The sequence below is a fragment of the Sphingomonas sp. PP-CC-1A-547 genome (assembly GCF_003610375.1).
Lineage (GTDB): Bacteria > Pseudomonadota > Alphaproteobacteria > Sphingomonadales > Sphingomonadaceae > Sphingomonas.
In genome coordinates this window covers 466502-479924 of the sequence record NZ_RAPZ01000012.1, presented here as the reverse complement: position 1 = coordinate 479924, position 13423 = coordinate 466502, and the positions used below count along the sequence as shown (strand labels likewise).

The window sequence follows — 13423 nt, the reverse complement described above, 5'->3', positions numbered from 1 at the left end:
CGGCGAAACCTGATAGCCTCCCTCTCCAGAGCAGGACGACCTGCCAATACGGAGAGAGATGCATGGCACATCAAAACGCCGCGCGCGGGGATACCGGCACGAATACCAGCGCCAATTCCGGCAGGGATCATAAGAGCCTGATCTATGTGATCGCGGGGAGTATATTGGCGTTGGGGCTGGTGTTGATGGCGTTCTACGATCGGGCGGGCGATCCCATGCCGATCGCGTCGGTGCAGACTCCGGTGGTTACTGCGCAGAAATAGCGCTGGGCTCTACGACGCCGCGGCTCGGTCGAGGATCAGGATCGGGGCGTCTCGGTAGGTCCCCGTGGTGCGCAGGCGGTAGCCTAGCCGTTCCGCGAGACGGATCGAGGGGGCGTTGGCGGAGTCTATGATGCAGGTCGTCGCGGGGATGCGCGCGTCGGTCCAAGCGAGGATCGCCGCGAGCGCTTCGGAGGCGTAGCCTTTTCCTTGCGCATCGCCGGTCAGCGTCCAGCCTGTTTCTGGAGTTGCGTCGATCGAGGGGTCGATGGCTCTGCGGGCTTCGATCAGGCCGAGTTCGCCGATGAGGTTGCCTGTGGCAGTTTCTCTGGCGATCCAGCTGCCGTAGCCGAACAGCGTCCATTGGCCGATCGAGCGGAGGAGGCGGATCCAGACGTCCTCTCGGGTGCGCGGCTGGCCGCCGATCATCGTGTAGACGCGCGGGTCGGTCCACATCGCGGCGCAGTCTTCGAGGTCGGTGGCGGCGTGGGCGGTTAGGGTGAGGCGAGCGGTGGTGAGTTTGGGGGCGGATGTGGGCATTCGTACTGACTAAGGCGGATTTGGATAGAGGGATATCCGTTGCCGCGCACTCTCCCCTCCCTGGAAGGGAGGGGTTGGGGGTGGGTTGGCCCGCTTGAGCCACTGACGTTCCGGTTTGCGGAGGCCAGTCCCCCTACCCCCCTTAGTCGCAAGCGTTCGAACTTGCTGAGGCCCACCCACCCCCAGCCCCTCCCTTCCAGGGAGGGGAGCAGGTTGGGCTTTTCCTCTTCGTACGATTTGCACGGTTCGCGCGTCGCGATGCTCGATCCTCCCCCGCCAGGGGGAGGTGTCGCCGAAGGTGACGGAGGGGGAGGATGCGGAACGGAGGTTTCCCTTTCCTCCCCCTCCGTCTGGCTAGGGCCAGCCACCTCCCCCTGGCGGGGGAGGATTGGACGTGAGCCCTGCCCCACCCCCGGCAACGCAGGTTGTCTTCGCGGGCGATTGGTTCGGAAAGGTTGTTTTCGTGTCCCCCGCTTTGCGCTAGTCGGAGGCATGGCATCGACGATCTCCTGCGACGTTGCGATCGTTGGCGCGGGTTTGGCCGGCGGAATGATCGCGCTGGCGCTGAAAGCAAAGCATCCGGCGCTCGACGTGCGCCTGATCGATGCTGCGCCAGTCGTCGGCGGCAATCATCTCTGGTCGTTCTTCGGCAGCGACGTGGCGCAAGGCAATCGCTGGATCGTCGCGCCGCTCGTGGTGCATGCGTGGCGGGGGTACGACGTGCGGTTTCCGGCGCATGAACGGACGATCGACGCGACCTATTATTCGATCGAGAGCACGCGGCTCGACCGCGAGGTTCGCCGCGTACTGCCGCCGCATGCGCTGATGCTCGGGCGGAAAGTGTCGGGGGCTAGTGCGACCGCGGTGGTGCTGGCCGATGGCGACCGGATCGAGGCGACCGGCGTGATCGACGCGCGGGGGGCGGGCGATCTGTCGCTGCTTGACCTCGCTTGGCAGAAGTTTCTCGGGCGCGAACTGGCGTTGAGCGTGCCGCACGAAAGCCCGCGGCCGATGGTGATGGACGCGACCATTCCGCAGATCGACGGGTATCGGTTCGTCTATTGTTTGCCGTTCTCGGCCAAGCGGATGTTCGTCGAGGACACCTATTACAGCGACACGCCCGATCTCGATATTCCGGTGCTGGGCGCGCGGATCGACGAGTATGTCGCCGGGCGCGGCTGGGACGTAGAGAGCGTCGTTCGCGAGGAGTCGGGCGTGTTGCCGGTCGCGATGGGGGGCGATTTCGAGGCGTATTGGCGGTCGGGCGGTGCTCGGGTGGCCAAGGCCGGCATGCGCGCGGGGATGTTCCACCCGACCACGGGGTACTCGCTGCCCGACGCGGTGCGGATCGCTTCTATGCTCGCGGGCCTCGGCGATTTTTCGGGCGCGAAACTCCACGATGCGACGCATGCGATGGCGCGGGCGACGTGGAAGTCGCGCGGGTTCTACCGGATGCTCGACACGATGTTGTTCCGCGCCGCCGAGCCGGAGGAACGCTACCGCATCCTCGAGCGCTTCTACCGCCTCTCCCCATCGCTCATCGGCCGTTTCTACGCCGGACGCTCGACGCTTTCCGACAAGGCGCGCGTTCTGACCGGCAAGCCCCCCGTCCCCATCGTGCGCGCCGTCCGCGCCATCGCAGGCAGTATGTCATCATGAAGACCGCAATAGTCATCGGCGCAGGTTTCGGCGGGCTGGCGCTCGCGATCCGGCTGCAATCCGCGGGCGTGCAGACGACGATCGTCGAAAGCCGCGACAAGCCGGGTGGGCGTGGGTATTTCTGGGAACGCGACGGATTCACGTTCGATGCGGGGCCGACCGTCATCACCGATCCGGATTGCCTGCGCGAATTGTGGGCGCTGACCGGGCGCGACATGAGCGAGGACGTGACGCTCGATCCGGTGCTGCCGTTCTATCGCCTCAACTGGCCCGACGGGACGAATTTCGACTACACCAACGACGACGTGCAGATGCGCGCCGAGATCGAGAAGCTGCATCCGGGCGACTGGGCGGGGTATGAGAAGTTCCTGCAATATTCGGCGGGGGTGTTCCACGAGGGTTATGAGAAGCTCGGCCATGTCGCGTTCCTCGACTTCGGGTCGATGATCAAGGCGGCGCCGGCGCTGGCGAAATACCAGGCGTGGCGCTCGGTCTACTCGATCGTGTCGAGCTTCGTGAAGTCGGAGAAGCTGCGCGAGGCGTTGTCGTTCCACACGTTGCTGGTCGGCGGCAATCCGATGACGACGAGCGCGATCTATGCGCTGATCCACAAGCTGGAGCGTGATGGCGGGGTGTGGTTCGCGCGCGGCGGGACCAATCGGCTGGTCGCGGCTTTGGTGACGCAGTTCGAGCGGCTGGGCGGCGTGCTGCGGCTCGACGATCCGGTGACGTCGATCGAGACGCTGGGCGACCGCGCGACCGGTGTGACGACGGCGAGCGGCTGGTCCGCGCAGGCGGATGCGATCGCGGCGAACAGCGACATCATGCACACGTACCGCGACCTGCTGGCGACGTCGCGGAGTGCCAAGCGGAAGACGGGCTCGCTCGAACGGAAGAAATATTCGCCGTCGCTGTTCGTGGTGCATTTCGGGATCAAGGGCACGTGGCCTGGCATTCCGCACCACATGATCCTGTTCGGGCCGCGCTATAAGGGCCTGCTCGAGGACATCTACGACCACGGCGTGCTGAGCGAGGACTTCTCGCTGTATTTGCATCATCCGACCGTGACCGATCCTTCGCTCGCGCCGCAGGGGCATTCGACGTTCTACGCGTTGGCGCCGGTGCCGCATCTGGGGAAATTCCCGGTCGACTGGGACGAGATCGCGCCGATCCTGGAGAAGCGCATCCTCGACGAGATCGGGCGGCGGTTGATCCCGGATATCCATGAGCGGATCGTGACGAAGTTCTCGTACGCGCCGAAGGATTTCGCGGAGGATCTGAATGCGCATCTGGGTAGCGCGTTCTCGCTGGAGCCGGTGTTGACGCAAAGCGCGTATTTCCGGGTGCACAACCGCGACGAGCATATTCCGAATATGTACTTCGTGGGGGCTGGAACGCATCCGGGTGCTGGGATTCCTGGGGTCGTCGGGAGTGCGAAGGCTACGGCTCGGTTGATGTTGGAAGGCGAGAAGTAAGGGGTTTTGTTCACGCGAAGGCGCGAAGGCGCTAAGATTTTCGTGAAGGGCGTGACGCCATGCTGCACTGGCCGTTTTCGCAGCTTATGATGTGTAAGTCGCTTTGCGGCGGGAAAGACATCTTCGCGCCTTTGCGCCTTCGCGTGAACCCATTCTCCCCTTGCAGCACCCCGCGCGCTTCCCCTAGCGAGGCGGGATGAAGAGACTTGCTGTGTATTGCGGGTCGGCTACGCCGGCTGATCCTGTCTATATCGAGGGCGCTCGGGCGCTTGGGCGCGCCTTTGCCGAGCGGGGGATTGGGCTCGTTTATGGCGGCGGACGGACCGGGCTGATGGGGGCGATCGCGGATGGGGCGCTTGAGGGTGGTGGCGAGGTTATCGGGGTTATTCCTCAGGCGCTGGTCGATGCGGAGGTTGCGCATCGGGGGCTGACCGAGTTGCACGTCGTCAGCGGCATGCATCAGCGCAAGCAGATGTTCACCGATCTCTCCGACGGGTTCGTGACGATCCCGGGTGGGACGGGGACGATGGACGAGCTGTGGGAGGCGCTGAGCTGGGCGCAGCTTGGCTATCATGCGGATCCGGTTGGGTTGCTGAATACGGCGGGCTATTACGATCACCTGATCGCGTTCTGGGCGAAGATGGGCGAGGTTGGGTTTTTGCGGCCGCAGCACCGGGATCTGCTGATCGTGGCGGATACGCTGGAGGTGCTGCTCGACCGGATGGGGCGCCACGTGCCGACGCAGCCGATCGTGCGGATGAACGCGTCGGATTTGTGAGGTTGACGGCTCACTCCATCACCTGCCGCCATCCCAACGTTCGCCGCCACCCCGGCGAAGGCCGGGGCCCAGCTGGGAAGGTTGCAGTAACGACGCGCAGCGCCAGCCAATTGATGTCCCCCAACTGGGCCCCGGCCTTCGCCGGGGTGGTGCATGTAACGGTGGTGCCGTGCGAGGTGATGACGTGAACCACCCCCTCCCCTCGCGCGAAGCGATCGTTGCTACCGCGCATGAGTCTATCTCGCGGGGGTCGAAGAGTTTTGCGGCGGCGAGCTTGCTGTTCGACAAACCTACGCGCGAGCGGGCTTGGCTGCTGTACGCGTGGTGCCGGCGGTGCGACGATATCGCCGATGGGCAGGATCATGGGCACGGGATGACCGTGGTCGACGACGCGCCGGCGCGGCTTGTGGCGCTGTCGGCGATGACCGAGCAGGCGTTGGCGGGCGACGTGGTTGGCGAGCCGGCGTTCGATGCGCTGCGGATCTTTGCGGCTGAAACCCGGCTGCCGAAGCGGTTCGCGCGCGACCTGATCGAGGGATTCGCGCTCGATGCGCGGGAGTGGCGGCCGCGGTCGGAGAACGACCTCTACAAATATTGCTACCATGTCGCGGGCGTCGTCGGGTGCATGATGGCCGTGGCCATGGGCGTCGATCCCGACGACGAGAATACGCTCGATCGCGCGTGCGACCTGGGAATGGCGTTCCAGCTCGCCAATATCGCGCGCGACGTCGAGGAGGATGATCGGGTCGGGCGGTGTTATCTGCCCGAGGAGTGGCTGGTCGAGATGGACTTTCCGCCGGGGCAGCACATGAAGCCGCCGTTCCGATCTCGCCTCGCGGTGTTGACGAAGCGGATGGCGGATCGGGCGGCGGCGTTCGAGGCTAGCGCGCGGGAGGGGACGCCAGCACTGTCGTTCCGTTCGGCTTGGGCGGTGCTGTCGGCGGCGGGGATCTATGGGGCGATCGGGCGGACCGTGGCGGCTCGGGGTGAGCATGCATGGGATCACCGGGTAACGACGTCGGGGATGCAGAAGCTGGGGTTTATCGTGACGGCGGCTCGGGAGGCGGCTCGGCGGGATACGCTGTATCCGCGGACAGTGCGCGATACTCGGTTGTGGACGCGGCCTCGCTGACTACCGGCGTCTAGCTTGTTCTCCCGCGAAGGCGGGAGTCCAGTCTGGGTCCCCGCCTTTGCGGGGAAACACTCTAGCCCTGTGGCTTCGCCTTGCCGGTCTTCGCCATCAACTGGCCGTGTGCACGGCAATTGGCACCAATCATCGGATACGGAACGTCGGTGTTCTGCGCCAGCTGATCGGGCAACGCCGCACGGCACTGCGCCATGGTTTCGTAACGCGCCGGGATGACCCGCGCCTCGGTGCAGTTCACATTGCCGTCACCGCAGCCCATGATGGCCATGACGTAGAACAGCGGTTCCATTTCATTCTCCAGTGGATCGCGGTGGCAGGCGACGTGGCCGACATCGGACACGATAACAAAAGCGACGAAGTGGCAGGATTGTTCCCCCAACTGCTTTCGCCGGGGCTTGACTGCGCCTACATCGCATCGATCCATGCCACCCGATACGTACACCTCCACCCGCGCGGGCCAGCCGTTGCTGCCGACGCTCCGCCGCTTCCTGCCGTTCCTGTGGCCGGCGGGGCAGCCCAGGCTGAAGGCGCGGATCGTCGTCGCGATGCTGCTCGTGATCGCGTCGAAGCTGATCCAGGTGTTCGGCGCGGCGTTCACGCTGAAATACGCGGTCGACCGGATGGCGGGGAACGATCGCGGGGCGCTGACTTTGGTCGTGCTGCTGGTGGTCGGGTACGCGGCGTCGCGGTTCGGGACGACGCTGTTCGACAATCTGCGCAACGCGGTGTTCGAGCGCGTCGGGCAGGATGCGTCGCGGCGGCTGGCGGCGCAGGTGTTTCGCCACCTGCATGCGCTGAGCCTCGATTTTCACCTGTCGCGGCGGACGGGCGCGGTGACCAAGGTTGTCGAGCGCGGGACGAAGAGCATCGACACGATGCTGTATTTCCTGCTGTTCAACATCGCGCCGACGGTGTTCGAGCTCGTCTTGGTGCTCGGGCTGTTCTGGACCAAGTTCGGCTGGCCGCTGGTGGTCGCGACGGTGGTGATGGTGGTCGGCTATATCCTCTTCACGCGGATGGTGACCGACTGGCGCAATGCCTTGCGCGCGCGGATGAACGACCTCGATACCGGTGCGGTCGCGCATGCGGTGGATTCGCTGCTGAACTTCGAGACGGTGAAGTATTTCGGCGCGGAGGAGCGCGAGGCGCGGCGCTACGACAGTGCGATCACGGCGTATTCCGAGGCGGCGGTGAAGAGCGAGAATTCGCTCGCGTGGCTGAACCTGGGCCAGGCGCTGATCACCAACGTGATGCTGGCGGGCGGCATGGGCTTCGTCGTGTGGCGGTGGAGCCGCGGCGAGGCGTCGGCGGGCGACGTGGTGTTCGTATCGACGCTGCTGGCGCAGCTGTTCCGGCCGCTCGACCTGCTGGGGATGGTGTATCGCACGATCCGGCAGGGGGCGCTCGACATGGCGGCGATGTTCGACCTGATCGATACGCCGGCGACCGTGGTGGATGCGCCGGGTGCGCCTGCGCTGGCGGTGAGCGCGGGGCATGTCCGGTTCGAGGGGGTGTCGTTCGGCTATGATGCCGGGCGGCCGATTCTTCGCGACCTGGAGCTGGACGTGCCTGCCGGGTCCACTTTGGCTGTCGTTGGGCCGTCGGGGGCGGGGAAATCGACGCTCGCGCGGTTGCTGTACCGGTTTTATGACCTGACCGGCGGGCGGATTACCGTCGATGGGCAGGATATTTCTGGGGTGCGGCAGGCGTCTTTGCGCGCCGCGATCGGGATCGTGCCGCAGGATACGGTGCTGTTCAACGACACGATCGGGTACAATATCGCGTATGGCCGCGAGGGGGCCGAGATGCCTGAGGTCGAGATGGCGGCGAAGGGCGCGGCGATCGCCGGGTTCATCGAGCGCCAGCCTCTCGGGTATGAGACGCGCGTGGGCGAGCGTGGGTTGAAGCTGTCGGGCGGCGAGAAGCAGCGTGTGGCGATTGCGCGGACGTTGCTGAAGAACCCGCCGATCTTGATTCTGGACGAGGCGACGTCGGCGCTGGACAGCCGGACCGAGGCGGAAATCCTCGATACGCTGGAGGCGATCGAGCGTGGGCGGACGACGATCGTGATCGCGCACCGGCTGTCCACGGTGGTGCATGCGGACCAGATCGTCGTGCTGGAGGCGGGGCGGATCGTCGAGAAGGGGACGCATGCTGACCTGCTGCGGCAGGGCGGCGTGTATGCGGAGATGTGGAACCGGCAGGCGCAGGAGCGGGCTGGCGATGACGATGGGGCGCTGGCGGCGGAGTAGGGATGCGGGTAGCCATGGGTAGCCGTCGGTTATAAGCGCGCCCACGCCGCCGCTCCCGCTCCCGCTGCGTCGGGACCGCTCTCATCCCGTAAAGCAAATACGGCGGCCGCATTCGAACGGCAGCCTCTCTTCCTTGTTCTCCCGCGAAGGCGGAAGCCCAGTCTGGGTCCCCGCCTTCGCGGGGAAACACGGAAGTGAAGAGTGTGAGTCCACCCAATCCACCACCCCGGCGGAGGCCGGGGCCCAATTGGGGGACGTTACTGACGGCGACTGCGCTCCGTTACTCCTACCTTTCCAATTGGGCCCCGGCCTTCGCCGGGGTGGTAGGTCTTTAGATGCGGGGGAACGATCGGGAGCGCTCGCTACGCCGGAATCGAGAGATCCAACTCGCGCAACCTCGCCTCGATCACGTCCGAATATTGGTAGATGTGCGTCAGGTCGGACAGCAGATGCCGCGTCTCGTCCTTGCCGGCGAACATCCCGAGATACTTAGTCGTGATGCCGTTGAAGTGCATCCGCGCGACCGTTTTCCGATTGTTGTCGTCGAGCAGGATCGCGCAATACGACTTCGCATCGCGGACGATCACGCGTTTCGGGTCGACCAAGCGCGAGGCGATCGCCTGGATGATGTGGAAGCCAGAAATCTCCTCCTGCGTAGTGACGATGCCGTCGCCGTCGGAGGGGTCGTCGTCGGCGCCTAGCGGCAGGTCCTCGACCGGGCTCGACGCCTTCAGCGCGGACGACAGGCGTTCGTTGACGAAATCGCGGATCAGCGCGGCGATCGCTGGGGCGAGCAATTTCGCGAACCCGTCCTTGATCGCGGGCGTCAGGCGCCCGCCGTGGACGCGCTGCGCCATCATCCGGACGAACTCGTCGGACGGCTCGGCGAACTCCTTTTCGAGTTCGAGGCGGATCAGCGACTGCGTCTTGAGGTTGCCGGCCTCCTGGACGATCTTGTCGATGTCGAACGCGGCCTTGGTGAATTTCTCGAGCGTGCGGATGTCGGCGGGCTTGATCGCGTCCATCGTGAAGGTGAAGAACGGCTTGTCGTCCATCTTGTTCGGACGCTCGATGTCCGAATAGAATTGGTAGACGACGCCGTTGGTGAGCACCGCTAGCCGTGCGTCGGTGACGCTGAAATAGCGGAACAGCTGGCCGGCATGGTTGACGTTGAGCTGGACCGACGAGGGCTTGCACTCGATCAGGATCGACACCTTCCCGTCGGCGCAGATCGCATAGTCGACCTTCTCGCCCTTCTTGGTGCCGACGTCCGCGGTGAATTCGGGAACGACCTCGGACGGGTTGAAGACGTCGTAGCCGAGCGACTGGAGGAACGGCATGACGAGCGCGGTCTTCGCCGCCTCCTCGGTCAGCAACACCTCGCGATGTTCGATCGTGCGCTTCTGCAGCTCGGCCAGCCTGATGTTCAGTTCCATGCGCGCCTCCCCCCGGATTGAACGGGCGAGAATGCAGGCACGGAGGGTCGCGGTCTACGACAGGGCCGCGACAGACTGGCCGGATATCGACCGAGTCTACCCGCAGGTGAGGCGGATCTGCTTGGCGGGTTTGTCGAAGACGATGCTGGAGCAGCGGTCGAGCAGGTCGGCGCCGATCGTCAGGCGGTCACGGTTGGCGTCGCGCTTGCCCTTGGCGACGACGACGATCTCGTCGGGGTCGGGTGGTGGCGCGTCGGCATCGGGGATCGCGGCGGCGCTGCCGACGTCGGTGGTGCGGACGCCGAGCGACGATAGCGCGAGCGGCCCGACGAGGAGCGGGGTGGCGAGCGTCATCGTGCGGACGGGTCGGGCGATACCGAAGGCGATCTCGACCGGTGCGGTGAGGCCGGCCAGCGTGCCGCGCTGCGCCTGCGCGATCAGCGTGGCGGCGTTGGCGGTGACGGTCGTGCGTGGATGATAGGGATCGAAGCGGACCCGGATCGGCTGGCTGCCGATCGTGATCTGCGCGAAGGTCCCGGAGAGCTTGCCCAGCAGGCCGCCGCCGTCGACCATCGGCAACGCGACGGTCCGCTCGCCAGCCCGCGGCGCGTTCAGGAAGATGCGCACGACGGGTTCGGGCAGCGACGCCGGGCCGATGCTGCCGTCGCCGACATCGGCATAGGGCCGCCCGACCCAGCGGGGGTCGGCAGCCTTCCCTTTGGTCTCGTGCTTGCGGCCCGGAAAGCCGATCCGCCGCTTCACCGCATTGGTCCCGAACGTCATCGGGCGGACCGTCGTCGCCTGCATCGCGCCTTGTCCACCGACCGAATAGCCCAGGCCTAGCGCACCGCCCCTCAGCGCAAGTCGCTCGGCGACCGCGGTCGTGACGAAGATCAGGCCGGGCGCGGCGGGATCGACACGCAGGATGACGGGCTTGCCGTCGATCGTTGCGGCGATCATCCCGCCGACCGGTACGTCGCGGGTGGCCGGGGCCGTGTCGCCGGCTAGCGCGACGCTGCTCACGAGCACCGATGCCGCCACGCTGGTTTTCAGGATATCGGCGATCATCGTGAGGTCTCCGGCGTCAGGCGCCGCGATCTTGCCGCGTCATATCGTATTCGCAACGAATTTATAATCGGTAATGATTGGATAACCAATGCGGGCTGGCCCCTCGACGGGCGACTGCGCGACGCCTAGATCGCATGGCAATGGCACTCGACCCCCTTCCCGATCTCCAGCGCGTCTTCGGCTTTCCTGATTTTCGTGGCGTGCAGCGCGATGTCGTCGACCGGGTGCTCGCGGGGCAGCGGACGCTGGCGGTCATGCCGACGGGTGCGGGGAAGTCGCTCTGCTACCAGTTGCCGGCGACGATGCTGGAGGGGACGTGCGTGGTCGTGTCGCCGCTGATCGCGCTGATGCATGACCAGTTGCGGGCGGCGACTGCTGTCGGGATCAAGGCGGCGACTTTGACGAGCGTCGATACGAACCGTGAGGAGACGATCGCGCGGTTTCGGGCGGGCGATCTGGACCTGCTATACGTGGCGCCGGAACGGGCTTCGAACGAGAGTTTTCGCAACCTGCTCAGCCAGGCCAAGCTGTCGCTCTTTGCGATCGACGAGGCACATTGCGTCAGTGAGTGGGGGCATGATTTTCGGCCGGATTACCGATTGTTGCGGCCTTTGCTCGACAGTTTTCCGGATGTGCCTCGGCTGGCGCTGACGGCGACTGCCGACGCGCATACGCGGGCGGATATTCTCGAGCAGTTGGGAATCTCGCAGGAGGGGCTGATCGTGTCGGGGTTCGACCGGCCGAACATCCGCTATGCGATTTCAGGGCGTGACAACGTCAACCGGCAGATCGCGGATATCCTGGAGAAGATCCCGGGGCCGGGGATCGTATACGCGCAGACGCGGGCCGCGACCGAGAAGCTGGCGGAGGCTCTCGGGCGGAGCGGGCGACCGACGCGGGCGTATCATGCGGGGCTCGATCCGCAGGTGCGCGCGAAGAACCAGGCGGATTTCGTCGCGAGCGAGGACATGGTGATCTGCGCGACGGTCGCGTTCGGGATGGGGATCGACAAGCCCGACGTGCGTTTCGTGGCGCATGCCGGGCTGCCGAAGTCGATCGAGGCTTACTATCAGGAAACCGGTCGCGCGGGGCGTGATGGCGATCCGGCGATCGCGCATCTGTTCTGGGGCGCGGAGGATTTCGCGCGCGCTCGGCAGCGGATCGGCGAGGTCGAGCCCGAGCGGCAGGCAGGCGAGCGGCAGCGGCTGACCGCGATGGGTGGACTGGTCGAGACGGCCGGGTGTCGGCGGCGGATTCTGCTCAAGCATTTCGGCGAGGAGCGGCTGGAGGATTGCGGCAACTGCGACAATTGCCTCGGTAACGTCGATGCGGTGGATGCGACGGAGACGGCGCGTAAATTCCTGTCGGCGGTGTTCCGGACCGGGCAGATGTACGGTGTGGGGTACATCGAGGGCATTTTGACGGGGGTTTCGTCGGAGCGGAGCCTGATGAACGGGCACGAGGCGTTGTCGGTGTACGGGATCGTCGAGGGCGACGAGGTGGCGTTGCTGAAGCCTGTGTCGCGGGCGCTGATGCTGAAGGATGCGTTGCGCACCAATCCTCATGGGGGCCTCGAGTTCGGGCCGGCGGCGAAGGCTATCCTCAAGGGCGAGGCGGCGGTGTCGATCGTCGTGCCGCCGAAGCGGGAGCGGCGGCGCAAGGGTGCGGTGGGCGCTGTGCCGAACCCGGTCGACGATCCGCTGTTCGAGGCGTTGCGCGTGCGGCGGCGCGATCTGGCGAAGGAAGCGGGCGTTCCACCGTATGTGATCTTCCACGATTCGGTGTTGCGTGACATTGCGCGGCAGCGGCCGGCGTCGCGTGCCGAGTTGAGCCTGTTATCAGGCATTGGCGCGCGCAAGCTCGACGCCTATGGGGATGCCTTCCTCCAGGTCATCCGCGAGTCCGCATGATACGGCAAATAAACGAAAGTATTTCGGTCGCGCCACAGATCGCGGTCGAGCAAGTCGCGGAAATCGCTGCGGCGGGGTTCAAGACGATCGTCAACAACCGACCGGACGACGAGGATGCGGGGCAGCCTTCGGGTGACGCGATCCGCGCGGCGGCGGAAGCGGCCGGGCTGGAATACGTCTCGATCCCGGTGACGCATGCGGGGTTCTCGCATCCGCAGATCGACGCGATGACGCAGGCGCTGACGGACTCGGACGGGCCTGTGCTGGCCTATTGCCGATCGGGGACGCGGAGCTGCAATTTGTGGGCGTTGGCGGCGGCGAAGGCGGGGCGGAACCCGAACCTGCTGCTCGCGCAGGCCGAGGACGCCGGGTACGACCTGCGCGGAATCCGACCGATGCTGGACGCGCTCGCAGGGCCGCGATGACGCCTGCCATCGTCGGCGGCATCGTGGCCGTCGTTGTGCTGTTGCTCGCGGGCCTGGCCTGGGTGGTCATGCGGATGCGGCGGGTCGTGAAGATCGAGACTCCGGAAGAGGCGGCGGACGCGGCGCAGGCACAGCTTCGCGGGTTTGCGGTAGCGGGTGCCGTGGTTGGAGCGGACGGGCAGGGCGCGCTGGCGATCGCGGATGACGGGCGTGTCGCTGCGGTAAAGCGGATCGGCAAGACGCTGACGGTGCGCGAGGTATCGTGGCGGACGGTGCGCGCGACGCATGAGGGGATATTGGTCGAGACCGGGGACAAGGCGCTGGGCGCGGTGATGCTCGCGCAGGTCGATGTCCTCGATATCCGCCGGTTGGCGCCGAAGAGCGTGCGGGTCTAGCGAGCCAGACGCGCCGCGGTCATTCTGCGGCAGCGGTCCTGACGCTTGCGGAACGTTTCCCGTTTCGACGCGTCGCCG

At 65.8% G+C, this 13423-nt stretch carries 13 protein-coding genes; 9 read left to right on the top strand and 4 right to left on the bottom strand.

Annotated features, from left to right (window positions below; genetic code table 11):
• The first annotated feature begins 62 nt into the window (after positions 1–62).
• Positions 63–263, top strand: a complete 201-nt coding sequence (locus C8J39_RS13230; protein WP_056487663.1) for a hypothetical protein — start codon at positions 63–65, stop codon at positions 261–263.
• Positions 264–272: 9 nt separating this feature from the next.
• Here C8J39_RS13230 and C8J39_RS13225 read toward each other — a convergent pair whose 3' ends face one another.
• A complete protein-coding gene (locus C8J39_RS13225) occupies positions 273–800 on the bottom strand; it encodes a GNAT family N-acetyltransferase (RefSeq protein ID WP_120300860.1) in 528 nt (175 codons plus the stop codon).
• Positions 801–1292: 492 nt separating this feature from the next.
• Here C8J39_RS13225 and crtY point away from each other — a divergent pair, with 492 nt between their 5' ends.
• From crtY to C8J39_RS13205, 4 genes are all read left to right on the top strand, one after another.
• Entirely contained in the window at positions 1293–2459 is a 1167-nt protein-coding gene (gene crtY / locus C8J39_RS13220) for a lycopene beta-cyclase CrtY (RefSeq protein WP_120300859.1), read from the top strand.
• Positions 2456–3934, top strand: a complete 1479-nt coding sequence (locus C8J39_RS13215) for a phytoene desaturase (protein WP_120300858.1) — start codon at positions 2456–2458, stop codon at positions 3932–3934. The genes crtY and C8J39_RS13215 overlap by 4 nt, the downstream gene beginning before the upstream one ends.
• 196 nt (positions 3935–4130) lie before the next feature.
• A complete protein-coding gene (locus C8J39_RS13210; protein ID WP_120300857.1) occupies positions 4131–4712 on the top strand; it encodes a TIGR00730 family Rossman fold protein in 582 nt (193 codons plus the stop codon).
• 184 nt (positions 4713–4896) lie between these two features.
• On the top strand, positions 4897–5844 hold the full coding sequence (locus C8J39_RS13205) for a phytoene/squalene synthase family protein (RefSeq protein ID WP_120300965.1): 948 nt from the start codon (positions 4897–4899) through the stop codon (positions 5842–5844).
• A gap of 73 nt (positions 5845–5917) precedes the next feature.
• Here C8J39_RS13205 and C8J39_RS19105 read toward each other — a convergent pair whose 3' ends face one another.
• Entirely contained in the window at positions 5918–6283 is a 366-nt protein-coding gene (locus C8J39_RS19105; protein ID WP_259457547.1) for a hypothetical protein, read from the bottom strand.
• Between C8J39_RS19105 and C8J39_RS13195 the strand changes: the two genes are divergently transcribed.
• On the top strand, positions 6282–8111 hold the full coding sequence (locus C8J39_RS13195) for an ABC transporter ATP-binding protein/permease (RefSeq protein WP_120300855.1): 1830 nt from the start codon (positions 6282–6284) through the stop codon (positions 8109–8111). The genes C8J39_RS19105 and C8J39_RS13195 overlap by 2 nt on opposite strands.
• Before the next feature lie 362 nt (positions 8112–8473).
• Here the strand turns inward: C8J39_RS13195 and C8J39_RS13190 are convergent, their stop codons facing one another.
• Positions 8474–9547 carry a type I restriction endonuclease gene (locus C8J39_RS13190; RefSeq protein ID WP_120300854.1) on the bottom strand — a complete coding sequence of 358 codons (1074 nt, stop codon included), beginning with the start codon at positions 9545–9547 and terminating at the stop codon, positions 8474–8476.
• Between the two features lie 96 nt (positions 9548–9643).
• On the bottom strand, positions 9644–10615 hold the full coding sequence (locus C8J39_RS13185) for a hypothetical protein (RefSeq protein WP_120300853.1): 972 nt from the start codon (positions 10613–10615) through the stop codon (positions 9644–9646).
• 140 nt (positions 10616–10755) lie between these two features.
• Between C8J39_RS13185 and recQ the strand changes: the two genes are divergently transcribed.
• From recQ to C8J39_RS13170, 3 genes are read left to right on the top strand one after another with little or no spacing between them, the layout of a single operon-like run.
• A complete protein-coding gene (recQ, locus tag C8J39_RS13180) occupies positions 10756–12525 on the top strand; it encodes a DNA helicase RecQ (protein ID WP_120300852.1) in 1770 nt (589 codons plus the stop codon).
• A complete protein-coding gene (locus C8J39_RS13175) occupies positions 12522–12950 on the top strand; it encodes a TIGR01244 family sulfur transferase (protein ID WP_120300851.1) in 429 nt (142 codons plus the stop codon). Before recQ ends, C8J39_RS13175 begins: the two co-directional genes overlap by 4 nt.
• Positions 12947–13345 (top strand): hypothetical protein, encoded by a 399-nt coding sequence (locus C8J39_RS13170; protein WP_120300850.1) that lies wholly within the window; start codon positions 12947–12949, stop codon positions 13343–13345. The genes C8J39_RS13175 and C8J39_RS13170 overlap by 4 nt, the downstream gene beginning before the upstream one ends.
• Positions 13346–13423 lie beyond the last annotated feature (78 nt).